This window comes from Mesorhizobium sp. USDA 3734 (assembly GCF_056279665.1).
Window position 1 is genome coordinate 1232824 of sequence record NZ_JBWCCW010000001.1, and the last position, 19491, is coordinate 1252314.

Sequence of the window (19491 nt, forward strand, 5' to 3'; positions counted from 1 at the left end):
TCAGTCCTTCTCGAAGATGCGTGCCTTGGCGACGACGCCGGCGATGGCGCCGCCGATCAACGGTGCAACGATGAACAGCCAGAGCTGGCCGATCGCCGCAGTTCCCGAAAACAGCGCCAGGCCGATCGACCGAAAGCATCACGCCTATCAGAAGGTCGGGCACAAGGGTTATTGACCAGCGCGCCTCAAGCCGGGCTGCTTCTGGCCGGTTTGGTCAGTTCCTGCTCCAGATCGATCAGTTCCTTGCCGCCCGCCATCAGATTGAGCAACTGATCGCGATCAATTTCGCCCTTTGCGTAAGTGCCGGTGCTTTTGCCGCGCTTCAACAGCGTGAAGCGATCGCCAACCACATAGGCGTGATGAACGTTGTGGGAAATGAAGATGACGCCGATGCCGCGCGCCTTGGACTGCACGATCAGCTTCAAAACCACGGATGCCTGATGGACTCCCAGCGCCGATGTCGGCTCATCCAGGATCAGAACCTTGGCGCCGAAGTATACGGCGCGGGCGATAGCCAGGCACTGACGCTCGCCGCCTGAAAGCGTGCCGACGGGTTGCTCGGGATCGCGCAGCTGGATTCCCATCGCCGCCAACTCGTCATACGCGGTGCGGTTCGCGAACTCGGTGTCAAACTGTCGGATCGGTCCGAACTTTCGCATCGGCTCGCGCCCGAGAAAAAAGTTTCGCGCCACGCTCATCAGTGGCACCAAGGCGAGGTCCTGGTAGACGGTGGCAATGCCGCTGTTGCGCGTATCGGCCGGTGAGGCAAACCTTGCGGGCTTGCCCTGTACGCGGATTTCACCTTCGTCAGGGGTGTAGACGCCGGATAGCGTCTTGATCAGCGTCGACTTACCGGCGCCATTGTCGCCGAGCAGGCAATGCACCTCACCGGGACATACATCGAAAGACACGTCTTTCAGCGCGACGACCGACCCAAAATACTTGCTGACCGATCTCAGTTCGACATAGGGCTCGGCCATCACCGGCTCCTCATGGCGCGGTTGCGCACATAGCTGTTGAACAGCACCGCGATGACCATCATGGCACCCATGAACAGCTTGAACCAGTCTGTGTCGATGCCGGTGTAAAAGATGCCCATTTGCACCACGCCGAAGATCAATGCGCCGAACATGGCGCCTATGGCCGATCCGTAGCCACCGGTGAGCAGCGTGCCGCCGATGACGACGGCGATGATGGCCTCGAATTCCTTCTGGGTGCCGCGCAGCGTGTCGGCAGAGCCGGTGACCAGGACCTGGATGGCCGCAAAGAGCGCCGCCGCCATGGCCGTCATGACGAACAGCGTGATTTTGGTGCGCGCCACCGGCACGCCGAGGTTGCGCGCGGCATTGGCTTCACCTCCCGCAGCGAAGATCCAGTTGCCGAAGCGGCTGCGCGTCAGCAGCCACGTACAGCCTAGGGTCAATACGATCCACCAGACGATCGACACTGGAATTCCTGATATCGACGGCAGGCCGTCTGCCCGCTTGCCGACAAGGCCGATGTCCGAAAGCCACGCGATCAGACCGGAAAACACTTGTCCCGAAAACAGGCTGTTGAGAGGATCGTTCGCCGCCAGTTCATGCACGCCGGAAACCTGGGTCCGCCCTGAAATGCCGCGCGTGAGACCGAGCGTCAGGCCGCGCAGCATGAACAGGCTTCCAAGCGTCACGATGAAGGAGGGCAGGCCGGTCCTGACGACGGCGAGCCCGTTGAGCGCACCGATGCCGCCGCAAACTGCGAAGGAAAACAGCAGCGAAAGCCAGATCGGCCAGCCCCAGAATACGGAGGGGATGGCGATCAGGATTCCGGCAAACCCGATCATCGAGCCGACCGACAGGTCGAACTCACCCGCGATCATCAAAAGGGCCACGGGCGCAGCGAGAATGCCAAGCTGGGCCGAGACTTCAAGGAAATTGATGATGCCCTTGGCGCTGAAAAGCCCCGTATTTCCCGCCGTGATGGCGAAGAACACAAAGACCAGAACGGTTCCGGCCGCCGCGCCAAGCTCCGGCCTGCTCAGAAGACGGCTCAGGCGGGAGACGGAGCGGACCCGCTCGTCGCGAAGCTCTGCAGTCATGGATGCGTTACCTTCGTCAGTGAAGGCGGCCGGGCTGATGCCCGGCCGCGAACTGTCAACGCTTGCCCAGTTTTGCCAGCTCGATGACCGAGGCGGCGGTATCCTTGGTGACGAAGCCAGGCCCCGTCGGATAGTCGGCGATCGGCATGATCTTGTACTTCTTCCAAAGGTCGAACATGGCGACCGGTATATAGCCCATGGCATATTGCTGGGCGTCGATACCCCATTCCATCTTGCCGGCAACTACGGCCTGCAGGATCGTGGGAGAAAGGTCGAATGTGCCAGTCTTCACCTTGCCAGAGAGGCCCAATTCATCAAGCGCGGCCAGCGTCGGTTCGGCGCCGCTGGCGCCGACGGCGAGAATGAACTGTGTATCGGCATGAGCGGTCATATAGGCGATCACGCGGTTCTTCATTTCGGTCGGGTCAATGACGCCGTTCATCACCGGAACATCGACACCAAGACCTTTGGCGAAGCCGGCACAGCGGTCATCAAGGCTCGAATTGCCCACTTCATGATTGGCGCAGACTGCCTTGGTGAGGCCGAGCGCCTTGATGCGCTCGCCCGCCATGACGCCCGCCTGGAACTCGTCCTGGCCCATGAACAGCAGGCCGCCAAGGTCATGCGTCAGTTTGGAGCCACCGGAATCGATGACGATGACCGGGATGCCAGCGGCAATGGCATTCTTGACAGGCGCTGACAGAGCCGCCGCGTCGGGGATCGAAACAACCATTCCGTCAGGCTTCGAGGCTGCAATGGCGTCTATCATCTGCGCCATCTTGGCCATGTCGAAGGTTTCGGGCGCCAGATATTCAGCCTTGACGCCCAGGGTCTTGGCCGCGTCGTCCATGCCGTTCTTCACGACCGACCAATACGGATCGCCGCTCTGGCCATGGGTCACAAATACCACGCGCGTATCGTCGGCGGCCGCAAGGCTCGTGGCCGCTGTCATCAGTGTGACGCCGGCCAAAAGGCCGAGCGCAGGCTTTATTAATTTCGCGAGCGAAAACATAGAACCTCCTGTTTGTTTTCCGCCGCCGCAGTTACGGTCGGCAGTCCAGTTGCCCCTTCAGTCCAGTTTCATTCATCAGCACTGGTTCCCTTGGAGGCCGCATCGCGGCCTCGATCATTCCATGACGGTAAATCCGGCTCCCCTGGCCATGCGCGAGAGATTTTGGAATCCCATTGTCGCATAGGTCAGCGGGTTGGCCTTGTTGGGATCCTGCTCGGCCTCGACGACCATCCAGCCACTGTAACCGTTGTCGGCAAGCACCCGCAAAATGGCCGGGTAATCGATGAATCCGTCACCGGGGACCGTGAAGATCCCTTCCATGACCGCGTCCATGAAACTCATGTCGCCTGCGCGGGCACGATCAAGGACGGCTTTGCGCGCGTCTTTGCAATGCACATGCACGACGCGTTTGACATGCGCCTTGATCAAAGCCAGCGGGTCGCCGCCTGAAAATATCGAATGGCCGGTGTCATAGAGAAGGCCTACCGCCTCGCCGGTGTGTCGCATCAGCGAGCCCACCTCGGCATCGGTCTCGACGATGGTCCCCATATGGTGATGAAAGGCCATGCGCACGCCGAGATCCGCCATCCTCTCGGCCAGCGCGGTCAGTTTTCTGCCGTAGGCCGGCCATTCCTCAGTGCCAAGAGCCGGGCGCTGCGAGATCGGCCCCCAAATGGCATTGTGGCGCCCTCGCGAGGTGTCGGCATAGACGACATGGGTCGAGCCCATATCCTTCAGAAGCTGGAGATGCGGCGTGATCGCATCCATTTCCGCGCTGACATCCTTCTCGTCGCAACGGCCATCATACCAGCCGGAGATCACGGCAAGTCCATACTGCTCCATGATAGGCTTCAGTTCAGCCGACCGCCGCGGAAACTTGCCGCCAAGCTCGGTGCCGGAATAGCCGGCCTGTTTGGTTTCACGAAGACAGACCTCGAGTGGCGTATCGCCGCCGAGTTCCGGCACATCATCGTTGGTCCAGGTGATGGGATTGATGCCGACGCGAACCTTCACGGGCGAACTCCTGATTGCTTGAGTTGGGCAAGGTGATGCCGCGTGAGGCCGACCAGAAGCACCATGTCGCGACGAGCGTGTTCGGCCGTGTTGCGCACCGGCGTGCCTTCGACGATCGCCGACCAAAAACCTTTCAACTCTTCGACAAACGCCGCTTCGTAGCCGCTTCGAATCTCCCGGCTGGAGAGGGTGTGGCCGTCACTTGTGCGCACGGTCAGGCGCGTCGGCTGGTGGTTGAGATAAGGCGAGGGAAATTCCAGTTCCAGCGAGGCATCGTCGAAGTAGAGAGTGATGCGCTCGCGGTAGTCGGCCAGTCCCGGTACGGCCAGATGCACCATGTTCCACAGTGCCTGGCCATCGAGCAGCCGTACGGCGCCCTGGCCGCCTTCGCCCTTGGCAAAAAGCGAGCCACCAACAATTTCGCCGTCCGCGACTCCGAGCGCGTCGAGCAACCCGTGGATGGCGTTCACGTCATGCACGATCGACGAACAGTAAGCGCCAACGAAGCCGCGAAAGGCGTCCGTGTCGTCTATACCGGGCAAGGCGCGTTCCACCTGCTCGCGCTGCTTGGCTGTGGTCGAGGCAATCAACATCGCCGCGACGTCGTCCCCCCGGCATGTGGAATGATGACGTACGAAGGGCCACGCGTCGGCATCATTGACCTCGACCGAAACGTAGCGAAGCGCTTGCGCCGTGCCCGGCAGCATTTTCAGTGCCGCCTCGTAGCTCGGATCGAAACGCTTCATGTAGCCGACCTGAAGTACCGTTCCGGCGCGGCCCCTGGCGACGATCAATTCGTCAATGTCCTCGGCGCTGTAGCAAAGCGGCTTTTCGCAGAAGACGTGCAGGCCCCTGGCGAGGGCAGCGAGACTCTGTTCCAGATGCAACGCATCCGGCGAAGCTATGACTACGGCGTCAAGCGGCATCGCAAGAAGCTCATCGAGCTCGGCAAATGTCCTGAGGCCGAACTCCTCTTCGACAAAGGCGCGGACTTTCTGCGACGGATCATAGACCCCGAGGACCTCGAACTGCCGGTGCAATTTGAGCAGATTGGGAATGTGTTCGACCTGGGCAACGCCACCGGCACCGATCACACCCACCCTTATGCATTGCATCGGTCAGCCCCATCTGAACCTGATCGCATTTTTCTTGAGCCTAGGACTGCTTTGGTTCCATTGTTAGAACCAGATCGCTTTGATTTTTTGGAACCACAATGAAGACCAGCTTTCCAATCGACGGCATTTCACTGGATCGCGACAGCCCCGCCAATTTGCATCGGCAGATCTATGTCCAGTTGCGTGATCTGATCGAGCACCGTGTGTTGCCGAGCGGTCACGCGCTGCCCTCGACACGGGTTATGGCGCGGGATCTGCACGTTGGCCGCAACACCGTGATTGCCGCTTGCGACCAGCTGGCGCTGGAAGGCTACCTGGCCATGCGGCCGCGTAGGCCCTCGGTGGTGATGGATCTACCAACCCGTTCGACCGTGCAGGAACATGTCTCGGCAGCGGACGAGAACCCAATATCCTTGCGTGGGCAGACTATGCTCGCCCAACCCTACCATCATGGCCGGCCCGGTATGCTGGCATTTCACCCCGGCATGCCGGACCCGGATAACTTTCCTTTCAACACCTGGTCCAAGCTGCTCAGTCGCCGTGCAAAATTCGCGCACATCGACCTTTTCGGAACCTATCACGTCAAAGGCTATCCTCCTCTTTGCGAAGCCATAGCTCGCTATCTCACGGCTTCGCGGGGCGTGAAGTGCAGCCCCGAACAGATCGTCGTGACCAATGGTGCCCAGTCGGCGTTCGATCTTCTGGCTCGGCTGCTGATAGATGAAGGCGACACGGTATGGATGGAGGAGCCAGGATACTACGGCGCGGGTTCGGCTTTCGTCTCGGCGGGAGCGAAACTGGCCCCGCTGCGGGTGAGCAATGCAGGGTGGGACCTTGATCCACCGCCTGTCATTCCGCGCATGATTTTTGTGACGCCCTCCTGCCATCACCCTCTCGGCATAACCATGCCGATGGAACAGCGGCTCAATCTCCTGCACATGGCCGAGACCTGGCGCTCATGGATCATCGAGGATGACTATGACGGCGAATACCGTTTTCAAGGACAGCCGATTCCTGCGCTGCAGGGCATCGGCGCGTCAAATCGCGTGGTCTATGTCGGCACCTTCGCGAAGATACTGTTTCCAGCCATGCGCCTCGGCTTTCTGGTGGCGCCCAAGGCCATAGACCCTACGATCGTCTCGGCGCTGAGCGTGACCGGCCAGTTTGCCCCACTGCTTACCCAGGCTGCACTGGCCGACTTCATGAACGAGGGGCACTTTACTCGCCATCTTCGACGCATGCGGCGTCTCTACTCGGAAAGGCGGCAATTCTTCCTGGAAAGCTCCCAGAGATATCTCGGAGAATGGCTGGATTTCCACGCCACCGAATCCGGCATCCAGGTTGTCGGCATTTTCCGCGAGAGATGTAACGACACGTCGATTGCCGAGGCGGCGCTCCAGCACGGGATCAATGTATCAGCCTTGTCGATTCAGTACCGTCATGGCACGAAACAGAACGGTCTTGTCATGGGCTTTGCGGCTGCCGATGCGCAGGCGACCGAAAAGACTATGCAGAAATTTCGGACCCTGCTGAAAACCTGTTTCTCAAGAACACCTGATCTCGGGTAAAATGCGAGATTAATCATTGTTTTGAGGCCGAGCCGTTGGCGAGAATTGGATGGGTCTATGGCCAACAAAAAAAGGCGCGGACCTGACCCGCGCCTCTCGATGTCCGAGCTTTCGAAACTCAGTCCTTCTCGAAGATGCGTGCCTTGGCGACGACCCCGGCAATGGCGCCGCCGATCAACGGTGCAACGATGAACAGCCAGAGCTGGCCGATCGCCGCACTTCCCGAAAACAGCGCCGGGCCGATCGAACGGGCCGGGTTGAGCGACGTGCCGGTCACCGGGATGATGGCGAAGTGCAACCCTGCCAGCGTCAGGCCGATGACCAGCCCGGCGAACGCCGTCGAGTGCTTTTCAGCCGTGACGCCCAGGATCACGGTGACGAAGGTGAAGGTGCCGATCACTTCCCACAGGAATGCCGAGCTGACACCCCATTTTGCCACGTCCCAGCCATTGGCGCCGAAGCCTGTGGTGTGTCCGCCAACCTGGCCGGAGACGATGATCCACAGCGCCAGCGAAGCAAGGACGCCGCCGATGACCTGCGCGATCCAGTAGGGGATGACATCCTTGGCCGGCAGGCGGCCGGCAAGGAAGACGCCGAGCGTCACCGCCGGATTGAGATGCGCGCCCGAAATGGGGCCGATCGCATAGGCCGCCGCAATCAGGCCGATGCCGAACGCCAGACCGATGCCTTCCTGGCCGAGCGGCAGCGCACCGCCGAAGCCACCCGTCACCACCGAAGCCGTACCGATGAACACCAATAGAAATGTGCCTAGAACTTCCGCCAGATAAGTCTTCATTGCCCTCTCCTCGTGTCGACCCGCCGGTCCGCCTTTTCCGCGCCGCGAATCACAACCGAAAGAGTATTCGCAACCAGAAAAGTTGGAAAGCAGAGCGGTTGTGCTGGCCGGCCTGCTTGTGCGCGCCGGTTGCGCGCTCTAGAGCAGGGCCGGAATAATTTTCTGCGTAACGGAACAAGACCATGCGACTTGGCGGACGGCTGGCTGCGGCCATCGAAGTGCTGGAAGACATCGGCCGGCGCCACCGGCCGGTGGCGGACGCGCTGAAGGATTGGGGCCTGTCGCATCGCTTCGCCGGCGGCGGTGACCGCGCGGCGATCGGCAACATCGTCTATGACGCCTTGCGCCACAAGCGTTCCGCCGGCTGGCTGCTGGGCGAGGACACGCCGCGCGCCATCGGCTTCGGCGCGCTGCTGCTCGAATGGGGCCAGACGGCCCAGTCGCTCAACGACGCGCTCGATGGCGACAAGTTCGCACCGCCGCTGCTGACCGCCGCCGAGCTTCAGGCGATTGCCGGGCAACGGCTTGCCGATGCGCCGGACGCGGTGCGGGCGGATGTTCCCGACTGGTGCGCGCCGCTTTTCGAGCGAGCCTTTGGCTCCGCTTGGGTCGATGAGGGTGCGGCGCTGGCGACACGCCCGCCGCTCGATCTCAGGGTCAACACCTTGCAGGCCAGTCGCGACAAGGTGCTGGCCGAACTGACGGGAACCGGCGCGAAACCCGCGGCAATAGCCCCGCACGGCATCCGCATCCCGCCGATCGACGGCGACGGCAGGCACCCGAACGTCCAGGCCGAGCCGGCCTTCCAGAAAGGCTGGTTCGAGGTCCAGGACGAAGGCTCGCAAGTGGCGGCCGCCCTTGCCGGGGCGCAAGCCGGCATGCAGGTGCTGGATTTCTGCGCCGGCGCCGGCGGCAAGACGCTGGCATTGTCGGCTTCGATGGACAACCGTGGCCAGATCTTTGCCCACGATGCCGAAAAGGCGCGGCTGGCGCCGATCTTCGACCGCATTCGCCGCTCGGAAAACCGCAATGTCCAGATCGTCACCAAGCCGGCCGAACTCGCCCCCCTCGCCAACCACATGGACATCGTGCTGGTCGACGCGCCTTGCACCGGCAGCGGCACCTGGCGGCGCCGTCCCGATGCCAAATGGCGGTTGACGCAAAGACAGCTCGATGCCCGCAAGGGCGAGCAATCGGCGATCCTCGATGCGGCCAAGGCCTATGTAAAACCCGGCGGCCTGCTGGTCTACATCACCTGCTCGGTCTTCGATGAGGAGAATGGCGAGCAGGTCGCGGCCTTTCGGGATCGTGACAACGGATTTGTCCCGGTCGACCATCGCGCGCTCTGGGACGGCCGTTTTCCCGGCCATGAGGCGGCCGCACGCATCGGTGCCAAAGGCGACATCTCGCTGTCGCCAGCGCTGAGCGGCACCGACGGGTTTTACTTCTGTGCGCTGCGCCGGGCAAACTGACGCTGCCGTTGACAGATGACGACAGCGTCCCAGTTTCAGATGCGCGGCGTCGGCCGCCCATCAATGGGGAAATCCTTGCAAAGATATCTGTCGCTTCTGCTCTTTCTCATCGTGGTGTTGGGTGGTGGCCTGCTGATCGGCTACGCGACGCTGCCGGGCGAATGGTACAAGTCGCTGGCCAAGCCGCCCTTCAACCCGCCGAACTGGGTCTTCGGACCGGCCTGGACACTGCTCTATGTGCTGATCGCCGTGGCCGGCTGGCGGACATGGCAGCGGGAGCCCACGGGGGGCGCGATGAAGATCTGGGGTACCCAACTTGTCCTGAATTTCCTGTGGTCGCCAACGTTCTTCGGTGCCAGGATGATGGGGCCGGCTCTGCTTGTCATCGCGCTTCTTCTCGCCACCATCGTCCTGTTCATCGCCAGGGTCTGGAACCGCGATCGGCCTTCCGGCTGGCTGTTTGTGCCATACGCGGCATGGGTGGCGTTCGCCGCTTTGCTCAACGCTTCGCTTCTCTGGTTGAACTAGTGCGACCTTGGATCGTTTTGCTGCAGTGCAGCAAAAGCATTTGCCTGCCGCCCATGCCTCTGCAATAAGCTTATCCGCATAAAGGAAGGCAGCGGCCATGGCAGCAAAGATCGTACCCGCCCCGGACTATGAAGATCGCGTCAGGACCTCCTTCGCGCGCCAGAAGGCGATGGCGACGATCGGCGCCGAACTGACGCTGGTGACGCCCGGCATCATCGAGATCGAGATGCCCTATTCGGCGGCACTGACCCAGCAGCACGGCTTCCTCCATGCCGGCGTCATTTCGACGGCGCTGGACTCGGCCTGCGGCTATGCCGCCTTTTCGCTGATGCCTGAAAACTCCGGCGTGCTGACCATCGAGTTCAAGGTCAATCTGCTGGCGCCGGGCAGGGGCGAGCGCTTCCTATTTCGCGGCTCTGTGACCAAGCCCGGCCGCACCATCATCGTCGCCGATGGCCAGGCCTATGCCTTCGCCGCCGATGGCGAGGCCAAGCTGATCGCCACCATGACCGGGACCATGATGACGGTGGTCGGGCGGGACGGCATAGAAGGGTGATCCTATGGGCAACGTTGCACGAATAGGCGGCAAGGACGTCCTTTTCGTCATGGCGGCGCAGGCCGAATACGGCCCGCACCTCAAGCGGCTGTTCACGCCGCTGATGACCGGCGTCGGACCGGTCGAGGCCGGCGTCAGGCTGGGCGCGGAACTCTCCTGGCTGAAGTCGCAGAAGGCACTGCCGGATCTTGTCGTTTCGCTCGGCTCAGCCGGCAGCCGGACGCTGGAGCAGACGGAAATCTACCAGGCCGTTTCGGTCAGCTACCGCGACATCGACGCCTCGCCGCTCGGCTTCGAGAAGGGGGCCACGCCATTTCTCGACCTGCCGGTGACGGTGCCGCTGCCGTTCAGGATTCCTGATGTAAGGGAGGCGACGCTGTCGACCGGTGGCGCGATCGTCACCGGCGCGGCCTATGACGCGATCGCCGCCGACATGGTCGACATGGAGACCTTCGCTTGCCTGCGCGCTTGCCAGTTGTTCGACATCCCCCTGATCGGTCTGCGTGGCATCTCCGATGGTGCTGCCGATCTCAGGCACGTCGGCGACTGGACCGAGTACCTGCACGTCATCGACGAGAAGCTGGCGGACGCCGTCATACGGCTCGAACGGGCCATCGGCTCAGGCGCGCTTCGGACGGAACCATCCCATAAAGATGCCAGACCCGTCTGAAGGTCAGGCCTCGCAACCCATTGCGCCGACTCATTTCTTTCTCTAAACGCTCGCCATGAAAACAGCCAATCATCCCGATACCGTCCTGATTGTCGATTTCGGCAGCCAGTTTACCCAGCTCATCGCCCGCCGCATCCGCGAGGCAGGTGTGTTTTCCGAGATCGTGCCGTTCCAGTCGGCCGAAGCGGCGTTCAAGCGCATCAATCCGAAGGCTGTCATCCTGTCCGGTGGCCCGGCGTCGACCGGCGATATCGGCAGCCCGCGCGCGCCGCAGATCGTCTTCGACGCCGGCGTGCCGGTGCTTGGCATCTGCTATGGCCAGATGGCCATGTGCGTGCAGATGGGCGGTGTCGCCGAAAGCTCCGACCATCGCGAGTTCGGACGCGCCTTCGTCGAGATCGAGAAGGACAGCCCGCTGTTCGAGGGCCTGTGGGCACCCGGCCAGCGGCACCAGGTGTGGATGAGCCATGGCGACCGCGTCATCTCCTTGCCCAAGGGGTTCGAAGTGTTCGGCAAGTCGGAAGGCTCGCCCTTCGCCATCTTCGGCAACATCGAGCGCAAGATGTACGGCATCATGTTCCACCCCGAGGTGGTGCATACGCCGGACGGTGCCCGGCTGCTCAGGAACTTCGTCCACAACATCGCCGGCATCCAGGGCGACTGGACCATGCGTGCCTACCGTGAGCACGCGGTCGAGACGATCCGCAAGCAGGTCGGCAATGGCAAGGTCATCTGCGCGCTGTCGGGCGGCGTGGATTCCTCGGTCGCGGCCCTGCTGATCCATGAAGCGGTCGGCGACCAGCTGACCTGCATCCTTGTCGACCACGGGCTGATGCGCAAGGACGAGGCCGCCGGTGTGGTGGCGATGTTCCGCCAGCATTACAATTTGCCGCTGATCCTGGTCGATGCCTCCGAAAAATTCATCTCGGCGCTGGAAGGCGAGTCTGACCCCGAGAAAAAACGCAAGACCATCGGGCGGCTGTTCATCGAGGTGTTCGAGGAAGAGGCCAAGAAGCTTGGTGGCGCCGATTTCCTGGCGCAAGGCACGCTCTATCCCGATGTTATCGAGAGCGTCTCCTTCACCGGCGGCCCGTCGGTGACGATCAAGTCGCACCACAATGTCGGCGGCCTGCCCGCGCGCATGAACATGCAGTTGGTCGAGCCGCTGCGCGAACTGTTCAAGGACGAGGTGAGGGCGCTCGGCAAGGAGCTCGGCCTGCCCGAAAGTTTCATCGGCCGGCACCCGTTCCCAGGCCCCGGTCTCGCCATCCGCTGCCCGGGCGGCATCACCCGCGAAAAGCTGGAGATCCTGCGCGAGGCCGACACCATCTATCTCGACGAGATCCGCAAGGCCGGCCTCTACGACGCCATCTGGCAGGCCTTCGCCGTGCTGTTGCCGGTGCAGACGGTCGGCGTGATGGGCGACGGCCGCACCTACGAGTTCGTCTGCGCGCTACGCGCCGTCACCTCGGTCGACGGCATGACGGCGGATTTCTATCACTACGACATGACATTCCTCGGCGCCGCCGCCACCCGCATCATCAACGAAGTCCGCGGCATCAACCGCGTCGTCTACGACGTCACTTCGAAGCCGCCGGGAACAATCGAGTGGGAATAAAGCTTGGTCGTTCGCCAGCATTTGGTGGCTATCGGCGGCATACATGTAACTCCTTGAACTGTAACTGTTTTCCCCTCTTTGCCTATCGCTGACTATCGCCCACAAGCGGAATCATTTGGCGGTAGACGTGACGGCATCCTTTCCCTCATCATCCTCCCTTGAAGCTAGTACCGTCACGACCTTGTTTCCTAGTACGTTAGCTAATCTCTAGGTAAGCCGTTGAATTTTCGATGATACGGTCGGGCCTTGACGGTAAAATCGATGACGGTAAAATCTGGCGCTGGATATGTGGCCACGCACTTAGATTGTCCTCGCCATGCTTACTGACATTGCACTTAAGAAGCTGAAACCAAAAGACAAAATATACAAGGTCGCTGATCGTGACGGTATGTACGCCACGGTGTCCCCCGCAGGGCAGATCTCGTTCCGATACGACTACCGAATGAATGGTCGGCGAGAGACAGTCACGCTAGGCCGCTATGGTGAGGGTGGCCTCTCGCTAGCAGAGGCGCGCGACCGCTGCATTGCAGCTCGAAAAATGGTGGCAGCCGGACAATCGCCGGCGCACGAAAAGCAGCGTGAAAAGCGGCGCCTGTCTGCAATGGCCACCTTCGGCGATGCCGGCGGGGGGTGGTTTAAGGAGGCCAAGATGGCGGATAGCACGCGCTCAATGCGCAAAGCCATCTTCGATCGAGACATCTTGCCGATTTGGGACAAAAGGCTCCTCACAGAAATAACAGCTGACGACTTGCGGGCGCTCTGCGCAAAGGTGCGCGACCGCGGCGCGCCGGCAACAGCCATTCATGTCCGGGATATTGTTAAGCAGATCTATGGTCATGCCATTCTGCACGGCGAGAAGATTCCCAATCCAGCGGACGAGGTAGGACCGGCCTCGATTGCCACGTTCGAGGCAAAAGACCGAGCATTGTCCCCCGCAGAAATCCGAATCATGCTGAACGAGTTGGAAAATGTGCCAACGTTGCCGACGATACGGCTCGGGCTAAAGCTGATCCTGCTCACGATGGTTCGGAAGGGTGAGCTGCTGGACGCGACGTGGGACGAGGTCGATTTTGAGAATGCTGTTTGGAGCATTCCCAAAGAGCGAATGAAACGGAAAAAGCCGCATAACGTCTACCTGTCCCGCCAATCCCTCGATATCCTGATTGCGCTCAAGACTTGCGCAGCGAACTCGCGATACGTGCTGCCATCTCGCTATGACGCCGACGAACCCATGTCGCGCGCCACCTTCAATCGGGTCACCATGGCCATTGTCGACCGCGCAAAAAAACAAGAATTGCCGCTTGCGCCCTTTACAGTGCACGACCTACGGCGGACCGGCTCGACACTCCTAAACGAGATCGGATTCAATCGCGACTGGATCGAAAAATGCCTTGCCCACGAAGACAGCCGTACCTCTCGCGGTGTTTATAACAAGGCTGAATATGAGCCGCAGCGTCGCCATATGCTGCAGGAATGGGCGGACATGGTTGAGGCATGGGCGGCGGGCAAGAAGCACACGCCCGTACTCCAGCCGGCTGCCGGGGCGGCGATCATCCTCGATCCGATTTGACAGGTCTCGTCTTCCGCGACCGCACATCTGGACCTGGGGCAATTTCGATCGCGCCGGCAGACGATGCGTTTCGCCTTGCCTGAACCCAGGCTTCGACCTCCGCCAGATCCCAAACAACACAGCGGGGGGTCAGATTGAAGCGTCGTGGGAACTCGCCACGCTGTTCCATCTCATAAATGGTCGTGTCCGATAAGGGGACGATTTCTCGCAATTGTGACCGGCGGACAGTTCGCACGACTTGTCGCGCCTTAATGTGCGGCAAAACGGGGAGGGACCGGTCTTCTGGTATGCTTCGGTAGCTTTCCGGTTGATTCTGCCATTTGACCATGTGTATGACCGGGAAGACTCCTTGGGAGCGAATGATCGCGTGTCTGCCCAAATTCCGATATAGCTCTCAATTACGACCACATCGTCGTCTTTGACCAGCAGGCGGACCTCATCAAAGGGGAGCATTCCCTAGCGGAACCTCAGGCCTGGTTCTCAAGCATTCTGATTTTGGGAACGTCGGAAATTTCCGGTCAGTGGGTTAGGGTCCGTCGGCGCGCAGACATTCGAGTCTCTGGCTCCTCCGGCAAATGCTGGAGTGTTCGACTTAGAGAGCGTCTTTCGACTTCACACCTAACGCGCTGAAAACATTGACCTGTTCGCGCTGTTCGTTACACAGTTTGTTACACGGATACAACGACGATTTAAGCTCTTGGCTTCTGAGCTTGCCCGCCCAATCCATCCCACCTGATGGAGCCGAAGCCTTGTCAATACCTGCTTGCGCGGGTGCGCCAGCCGGACGAGCCTGTGCGCCAGATGCGGGCGGTAGAGCGTATGGGTGATGAAGAAGCGCAGCGCCGACACGATGCTGTTCATCGTCGGAACGGGAACGCCGTCCTCCTGCTGTTCAACCTGGAATCGTCGCAGGTCGTCGGCCGTGGCCCTATGCGGAGATCGGCCGAGGAAGCTGGCGAACCTTCCGACATCGCGGAGATAGTTGCGCTGCGTCTCCTTGCCGAACCGGCGCAGGGTCATATCGTCGATCAGCCGCTGGCGCAACGGGCTGATCGGAGCTTGAGAACAGGATGGGGCATGGTTAGGCTCCTTGCTGAAGAAGCCCGTCATCCTCTGCCGCTGCCGGATTATGCTCAATGCGAGTGCGACGGCCGGCAAGTGCCCTCTACCTAACCGCGCGCGCCCATCCCGCGTAGCGGGTTCGTTCTTCGGCCCCACTCCAGCCATTCACCACGTGGTCACCAACCTTCGCAAAAGGCGCGATCTGGACACCCCATGTTGGGTGCCTGCATCGAAATTTGGAGAGCGAACGGCCCCGGAGGTTTTTATGCGTCTTTCAGCCGTTCTTGGTTCGCCCATCTTTCGGGGCGCAGTCGCCATGCAAAGTGCGATCTTCTGCACGACGATCACTCTCCGGTTTTGAGGTGCGCTTCCCGCGGCGACGAAACTGAGTGGAGCAGCGCTGCGCGAGCGATGCGCCTAGAGCGTTTCCAGATTTGACGGAATCGAGGGGATTCCAGATCTGTCTGTTTTGTGATTCAAGATGCTGGCTGGAATGGAGGCCAGCATCTGATGACCCGACCCCTTTCCAATGATCTTCGCGAGCGGGTGGTGGCGGCGGTTTTGAGCGGCGAGAGCCGCCGGTCGGCCGCGAAACGGTTTGGCATTTCGGTTTCGGCGGCAGTGAAGTTGTTGCAGCGCCATCGGGCGACCGGCTCGGTAGCACCTGGCAAGATGGGTGGACATCGCAAGAGAGTGCTGGAGCCGCACCGTGCCTTCATCGAGGCGCGTATACGTGAGACACCTCATCTGACGCTGCACGGTCTGAAGGATGAGTTGGCTGGTCGCGGGGTCAAGGTCTCGCACAACGCGGTGTGGTCGTTCCTGCGCCGTGAGGGTCTGAGCTTCAAAAAAAACGCTGTTCGCCCTTGAGCAGGCACGCGCCGATATTGCCCGCAGGCGCCAACGATGGCGATCCTGGCAGGCAGGCCTCGATCCGCAGTGCCTGGTCTTCATCGACGAGACCTGGATCAAGACCAACATGGCTCCGCTGCGCGGTTGGGGGCCGAAGGGCAAACGGCTGCGAGGCTTGGCTCCGCACGGCCACTGGCGCACATTGACCTTCCTTGGCGCGCTGCGCTGCGATCGGCTCGCGGCACCTTGCGTCTTCGACGGGCCAATCAACGGCCAATGCTTCCGCGCCTATGTCGAGCAGCAGCTCATCACCGTGCTGAAGCCCGGCGATATCGTCGTCATGGACAACCTGGGAAGCCATAAGTCGGCCGCCATCAGGCAGATGATCAAGGCTGCCGGCGCCAGGCTTTGGTACCTGCCGCCCTACTCCCCCGACCTCAACCCGATCGAGCAGGCCTTCGCCAAGATCAAACACTGGATGCGCCAAGCCCAAAAGCGCACCATTGAGGACACTTGGCGCCACATCGGCCACCTCGTCGAAACCATCGGGGCAGCCGAATGCAACAACTACTTCAAAAACGCTGGATACGCTTCCGTCAAAACGTGAAACGCTCTAGTCCAACTCGAGACTGCCCAATCTGGTCGAGCTGGTGCTCTCTCGCCCGCCTTGTCTCCACCGGCATGGTCCAGGAGAGGCTAAAAGGGAGCATGGAGCGCTCCACCTCCTCGGGAAGCCAAGTCTGCGCGAGATAACGCGGAGGGGGAAGGTTCCGAGCGTCGCGAATGATCCGAGACCGAGCTTCTCCGTAATCCTCAGCGACCGGGACGGTCGCCTCGCAACACTCTCTTGATCCACGGAAGCAGGTCGTCGCGGTCGACTTTCCCTTTGGCACGCTCTCCCCGCTGAATTGCGTGCTGTGAGAATCCGCGGCTACCGAAGGACGCGGCCGAGCACCCCGACATCTATGCGTCGTCGGCCGTCGGCGTCTGCATGGAGCCCCTGATTTCTCGGGGCTCAAAGACGCGGTTTTCGAAGCTGAAGAAGCTGGTGCCCGGGGATATCGTGATTGAATGGGTGAAGCCGGAAGGATACGGCGCGGGCTCGAGCAATGCCGCGTCAAGCGCCCTGCTGGCGATCTCTGAAAGGGTTATCTCCTCAAGTTGTTGAACCTCGGGAGCGAAAGCGGTTCCGTTGGGAGAGCAACGCGCTAAATAAGTGCGTCGGCTTGTCTGCCGCGTCACATTATTCCGCTGGAGCCTGCGAACTGCCTCCTTGATCTCTACGGCCTGAAGGGTTCCCAAAGCGAACCTTTCCGTTTGGGCGGTGCATTCGGTCCGTCAGATAGAACAATCCCAGCAATGTGTTCGACAGAATGTTGGAAATGATAAGCGAATACGTGAACCAGAACACACCGAAAGCCAGATCTAACCCCTCAGGCCAAAAGGGACGGATTAGATAAGGCTCTGCGATGGTAAAGGCGATGCCGTACACGTAAACCGCCAATGCCATAAATGCTAAATATCCAAACAAGAAAGACAGGAAGCGGCGTCGAGTGAGCTTCTCCTCGTGGGGGACTGAATTCCGATTGTGCTGAAGAACAACTGGACCCGGCATCTCCTCGTCCATTTCGGAACTGCCAAATGTCGCAACAGCCGCGAGCGCCGCAATAAAAAAACCGACTAGCAAGCCGACAAAGTTGCCAAGCGTGCCAACTATGTCGAGGGTAGCGATCGCGTCGGAGCGGAACTTCGCGGAAAATAGCGGGAGGCAAGAAAAAGTACAAAAGATCAGCGGCAAAATCAAGTCGAACTTGATTTTCTCCGGATGCAATATCCGCAAGTAGTAAAGTGGGACTGCCGCTCTCCACATAGCCTAGGATATCTGCTTTAGCATTCTTCCGATCAGTTCTTCACTTATGTCGGCGGATATGTCGGGCAAGGGGTTGTCGAGCGATAGTTCCGCACTTTTGGTGAAAAGGGCTTCGCCAGCATCCTGGCGCGCTGTTTCCACTTTCGCTGACTGAGGCTTTTTCACGCCCTCTTCACGCCAACGCACCCTCATACTCTCATATCCGTTGTTCTTTGCCCATACCTTCACCTTTTCGATAAAGCGGAGACCCTCACCATGGGGCAGCGTTTTGGCGATAGAAAGGCTGATATCCTGCCGGGCGTTTTTTATATATCTCCCTTCGTCGAAGCCCCAATCCTTCTCAATCGGCGTGAAGAGTTCAATGTGAAGCAGCCGTCCTCTTTCTAAGGAATTCCGTAGACAATCGGATGCGTGGCCAGCTATGTCGACCATCGGACGAGTTTTGATGCGACTTTTTCCCTCTCTGAGGAAATGTGTGTCGAGGTCGTCGCATACGATGCGAAATTGGCTCCGAAGAAAACGTTCGATCAGGCTCCTGCCAAACCCCGTCACATCTTCGTATAGCATCCGGTAGATGTGCCCCTTGGGCTTTGTGGGCTGCAGCTCAAGAAGCGCGTGAACGGACAATCCACCGGCTTCACCTCGCTCGGGTTTGATGACACGTACCTTCCCGGTGCTGAAATTGGTGAACCCTGGCTCAGCTTTGTTTTTGTCCCCAAGACAGAACAGCAGAGCGATTGCTTGCCTCGTCTCGTCGACAGCCAAGCGCTTTGTTGCCGCAAGCCGGATCACGCGTGACTCGTTGTCGATAACTTCGAATGCCTTACCATCATCGCACGCCTTTTCGAGGTGCGGCATCAACTCATCAAGTGGAATAGGCTCCGCATCAGAAGGATAGGGCGACATGGCCAAGTCAAAGAATAGCACATGTCGGATGTTTGCCTGGATCATTACGCGCCTACCCCACCCTTAAGCGATTGCAGCGCATCTCGCGCATCTCCTGACCCTCAGGGATTCTCGCTCCCATTGCAATAAGGGTAAAGGTTTTCCACCACAGAGATAGCGCCCTGCCGCTATCGAGCCAAAGAGGAGACCGGCATCAGCTTCCGTTGGCGATTTCTGATAGCAGCTTCTTCAAGAATGATGTGAAGTGTTGCCTTGTGAAATTGTCTATTGTGCCCCGGAATCCAGCGTCGCGACTTCCATTTTGCCCCTGCACCTGAGCGTATGTCGCGACATGCCGGGCATCATCCACCTCCAACGTGTATCGCGGGCTCTTATGTCCTGAACTTTCCAGTGCGCCGACAAAAAAGGTGACACTGCAAATCACGTGTCCGCTTATCTCGCGAACCTCAACGTCTTCGTAATTAACCAACACCTTCCCAGCCAAGCCATCCTTTGCTGACTTTAATTCAGGCAGAATATTATCTGTCAGCCAGGTTGTTGCGTCTGCGCGATTCTTTTCGGACTTGTCTTTGTTTTCCTGAGCCTTGGCCCTGGCTAGCGCCTCTCGTGCGGTCTTTGCCGCCTGCGCCTTATCCCAGAGATCGCTGTAATCGGTCATGTCACCCCTCCATTAAATCCCGCTTAGAATGGCATCGCGGGGCGGGGGAGTCGATTCGCGTCTTGCCGGCCGACCGTATTCTAGGGCAGGCTGAAGAGCGAGTTGGTTTTCCAACTGGCCACTGCGTTACACGCGACAGCCGTCGCT

General features: G+C 60.1%; 19 protein-coding genes and 1 pseudogene. 8 read left to right on the forward strand and 12 right to left on the reverse strand.

The genetic code is table 11. The features are described 5' to 3' along the window. The 6 genes and pseudogenes from ACZ89F_RS05830 to ACZ89F_RS05855 form a co-directional block, all read right to left on the reverse strand. Positions 1 to 132: pseudogene (locus ACZ89F_RS05830) on the reverse strand (aquaporin); the annotation flags it as partial. 53 nt (positions 133 to 185) lie between these two features. Then, positions 186 to 980, reverse strand: a complete 795-nt coding sequence (locus ACZ89F_RS05835) for an ATP-binding cassette domain-containing protein (protein WP_476090819.1) — start codon at positions 978 to 980, stop codon at positions 186 to 188. Beyond that, positions 980 to 2077 (reverse strand): ABC transporter permease, encoded by a 1098-nt coding sequence (locus ACZ89F_RS05840; protein WP_476090820.1) that lies wholly within the window; start codon positions 2075 to 2077, stop codon positions 980 to 982. The genes ACZ89F_RS05835 and ACZ89F_RS05840 overlap by 1 nt, the downstream gene beginning before the upstream one ends. Positions 2078 to 2132: 55 nt before the next feature. Beyond that, entirely contained in the window at positions 2133 to 3029 is an 897-nt protein-coding gene (locus ACZ89F_RS05845) for a rhizopine catabolism ABC transporter substrate-binding protein (RefSeq protein WP_476090821.1), read from the reverse strand. 174 nt (positions 3030 to 3203) lie between these two features. Beyond that, positions 3204 to 4103 carry a myo-inosose-2 dehydratase gene (gene iolE, locus ACZ89F_RS05850; protein WP_476090822.1) on the reverse strand — a complete coding sequence of 300 codons (900 nt, stop codon included), beginning with the start codon at positions 4101 to 4103 and terminating at the stop codon, positions 3204 to 3206. Then, on the reverse strand, positions 4100 to 5218 hold the full coding sequence (locus ACZ89F_RS05855; RefSeq protein ID WP_476090823.1) for a Gfo/Idh/MocA family protein: 1119 nt from the start codon (positions 5216 to 5218) through the stop codon (positions 4100 to 4102). The genes iolE and ACZ89F_RS05855 overlap by 4 nt, the downstream gene beginning before the upstream one ends. Before the next feature lie 98 nt (positions 5219 to 5316). Between ACZ89F_RS05855 and mocR the strand changes: the two genes are divergently transcribed. Beyond that, positions 5317 to 6786 carry a rhizopine catabolism transcriptional regulator MocR gene (mocR, locus tag ACZ89F_RS05860; RefSeq protein ID WP_476090824.1) on the forward strand — a complete coding sequence of 490 codons (1470 nt, stop codon included), beginning with the start codon at positions 5317 to 5319 and terminating at the stop codon, positions 6784 to 6786. Between the two features lie 118 nt (positions 6787 to 6904). Here the strand turns inward: mocR and ACZ89F_RS05865 are convergent, their stop codons facing one another. Beyond that, complete coding sequence (locus tag ACZ89F_RS05865) at positions 6905 to 7582, reverse strand: MIP family channel protein (protein ID WP_476090825.1); 678 nt, start codon at positions 7580 to 7582, stop codon at positions 6905 to 6907. A 182-nt stretch (positions 7583 to 7764) separates the two neighbouring features. Here ACZ89F_RS05865 and ACZ89F_RS05870 point away from each other — a divergent pair, with 182 nt between their 5' ends. The 6 genes from ACZ89F_RS05870 to ACZ89F_RS05895 all read left to right on the forward strand — a co-directional run bounded on the left by ACZ89F_RS05870 (position 7765) and on the right by ACZ89F_RS05895 (position 13996). Further along, positions 7765 to 9054, forward strand: a complete 1290-nt coding sequence (locus ACZ89F_RS05870; RefSeq protein WP_476090826.1) for an RsmB/NOP family class I SAM-dependent RNA methyltransferase — start codon at positions 7765 to 7767, stop codon at positions 9052 to 9054. 75 nt (positions 9055 to 9129) lie between these two features. Then, positions 9130 to 9582, forward strand: coding sequence for a TspO/MBR family protein (locus tag ACZ89F_RS05875; protein WP_476090827.1), 453 nt, complete (start codon positions 9130 to 9132; stop codon positions 9580 to 9582). Between the two features lie 97 nt (positions 9583 to 9679). Then, complete coding sequence (locus tag ACZ89F_RS05880; RefSeq protein WP_013530371.1) at positions 9680 to 10138, forward strand: PaaI family thioesterase; 459 nt, start codon at positions 9680 to 9682, stop codon at positions 10136 to 10138. Between the two features lie 4 nt (positions 10139 to 10142). Further along, positions 10143 to 10808: a 5'-methylthioadenosine/S-adenosylhomocysteine nucleosidase gene (locus tag ACZ89F_RS05885; RefSeq protein WP_476090828.1), complete on the forward strand. Its 666-nt coding sequence runs from the start codon at positions 10143 to 10145 to the stop codon at positions 10806 to 10808. A 55-nt stretch (positions 10809 to 10863) separates the two neighbouring features. After that, entirely contained in the window at positions 10864 to 12426 is a 1563-nt protein-coding gene (gene guaA, locus ACZ89F_RS05890; RefSeq protein ID WP_476090829.1) for a glutamine-hydrolyzing GMP synthase, read from the forward strand. A 316-nt stretch (positions 12427 to 12742) separates the two neighbouring features. Beyond that, positions 12743 to 13996, forward strand: coding sequence for a tyrosine-type recombinase/integrase (locus tag ACZ89F_RS05895; RefSeq protein WP_476090830.1), 1254 nt, complete (start codon positions 12743 to 12745; stop codon positions 13994 to 13996). Here the strand turns inward: ACZ89F_RS05895 and ACZ89F_RS05900 are convergent. Together ACZ89F_RS05900 and ACZ89F_RS05905 are read right to left on the reverse strand one after the other, a co-directional pair. Then, on the reverse strand, positions 13977 to 14324 hold the full coding sequence (locus ACZ89F_RS05900) for a helix-turn-helix transcriptional regulator (protein ID WP_476090831.1): 348 nt from the start codon (positions 14322 to 14324) through the stop codon (positions 13977 to 13979). The two genes, ACZ89F_RS05895 and ACZ89F_RS05900, sit on opposite strands and share 20 nt — an antisense overlap. A gap of 290 nt (positions 14325 to 14614) precedes the next feature. Then, positions 14615 to 15106, reverse strand: coding sequence for a phage integrase N-terminal SAM-like domain-containing protein (locus ACZ89F_RS05905; RefSeq protein ID WP_476090832.1), 492 nt, complete (start codon positions 15104 to 15106; stop codon positions 14615 to 14617). A gap of 462 nt (positions 15107 to 15568) precedes the next feature. On the opposite strand from ACZ89F_RS05905, the gene ACZ89F_RS05910 reads away from it, so the two are divergent. Then, positions 15569 to 16517, forward strand: a protein-coding gene (locus ACZ89F_RS05910; protein ID WP_476090833.1) for an IS630 family transposase whose coding sequence is annotated in 2 segments (ribosomal slippage) — positions 15569 to 15904 and positions 15906 to 16517 — 948 coding nt in all. Because the reading frame shifts where the segments join, the coding sequence is not laid out codon by codon here. A 636-nt stretch (positions 16518 to 17153) separates the two neighbouring features. On the opposite strand, the gene ACZ89F_RS05915 is transcribed toward ACZ89F_RS05910, so the two are convergent. From ACZ89F_RS05915 to ACZ89F_RS05925, 3 genes are all read right to left on the reverse strand, one after another. Then, positions 17154 to 17714 (reverse strand): hypothetical protein, encoded by a 561-nt coding sequence (locus tag ACZ89F_RS05915; protein WP_476090834.1) that lies wholly within the window; start codon positions 17712 to 17714, stop codon positions 17154 to 17156. A gap of 69 nt (positions 17715 to 17783) precedes the next feature. Beyond that, positions 17784 to 18731 carry a hypothetical protein gene (locus tag ACZ89F_RS05920; protein ID WP_476090835.1) on the reverse strand — a complete coding sequence of 316 codons (948 nt, stop codon included), beginning with the start codon at positions 18729 to 18731 and terminating at the stop codon, positions 17784 to 17786. Positions 18732 to 18879: 148 nt separating this feature from the next. Then, a complete protein-coding gene (locus tag ACZ89F_RS05925) occupies positions 18880 to 19344 on the reverse strand; it encodes a hypothetical protein (RefSeq protein ID WP_476090836.1) in 465 nt (154 codons plus the stop codon). Positions 19345 to 19491: the final 147 nt, after the last annotated feature.

What these genes read in the sequence shown, in the direction of transcription:
- ACZ89F_RS05855 (WP_476090823.1), bottom strand. Translation starts at nt 5,218, where the DNA reads ATGCAATGCATAAGGGTGGGTGTGATCGGTGCCGGTGGCGTTGCCCAG.
- ACZ89F_RS05835 (WP_476090819.1), bottom strand. Translation starts at nt 980, where the DNA reads ATGGCCGAGCCCTATGTCGAACTGAGATCGGTCAGCAAGTATTTTGGG.
- mocR (WP_476090824.1), top strand. Translation starts at nt 5,317, where the DNA reads ATGAAGACCAGCTTTCCAATCGACGGCATTTCACTGGATCGCGACAGC.
- ACZ89F_RS05905 (WP_476090832.1), bottom strand. Translation starts at nt 15,106, where the DNA reads ATGACGGGCTTCTTCAGCAAGGAGCCTAACCATGCCCCATCCTGTTCT.
- ACZ89F_RS05920 (WP_476090835.1), bottom strand. Translation starts at nt 18,731, where the DNA reads ATGATCCAGGCAAACATCCGACATGTGCTATTCTTTGACTTGGCCATG.
- ACZ89F_RS05845 (WP_476090821.1), bottom strand. Translation starts at nt 3,029, where the DNA reads ATGACAGCGGCCACGAGCCTTGCGGCCGCCGACGATACGCGCGTGGTA.
- ACZ89F_RS05925 (WP_476090836.1), bottom strand. Translation starts at nt 19,344, where the DNA reads ATGACCGATTACAGCGATCTCTGGGATAAGGCGCAGGCGGCAAAGACC.
- ACZ89F_RS05880 (WP_013530371.1), top strand. Translation starts at nt 9,680, where the DNA reads ATGGCAGCAAAGATCGTACCCGCCCCGGACTATGAAGATCGCGTCAGG.
- ACZ89F_RS05900 (WP_476090831.1), bottom strand. Translation starts at nt 14,324, where the DNA reads ATGGTCAAATGGCAGAATCAACCGGAAAGCTACCGAAGCATACCAGAA.
- guaA (WP_476090829.1), top strand. Translation starts at nt 10,864, where the DNA reads ATGAAAACAGCCAATCATCCCGATACCGTCCTGATTGTCGATTTCGGC.
- ACZ89F_RS05885 (WP_476090828.1), top strand. Translation starts at nt 10,143, where the DNA reads ATGGGCAACGTTGCACGAATAGGCGGCAAGGACGTCCTTTTCGTCATG.
- ACZ89F_RS05840 (WP_476090820.1), bottom strand. Translation starts at nt 2,077, where the DNA reads ATGACTGCAGAGCTTCGCGACGAGCGGGTCCGCTCCGTCTCCCGCCTG.
- ACZ89F_RS05870 (WP_476090826.1), top strand. Translation starts at nt 7,765, where the DNA reads ATGCGACTTGGCGGACGGCTGGCTGCGGCCATCGAAGTGCTGGAAGAC.
- ACZ89F_RS05865 (WP_476090825.1), bottom strand. Translation starts at nt 7,582, where the DNA reads ATGAAGACTTATCTGGCGGAAGTTCTAGGCACATTTCTATTGGTGTTC.
- ACZ89F_RS05895 (WP_476090830.1), top strand. Translation starts at nt 12,743, where the DNA reads ATGCTTACTGACATTGCACTTAAGAAGCTGAAACCAAAAGACAAAATA.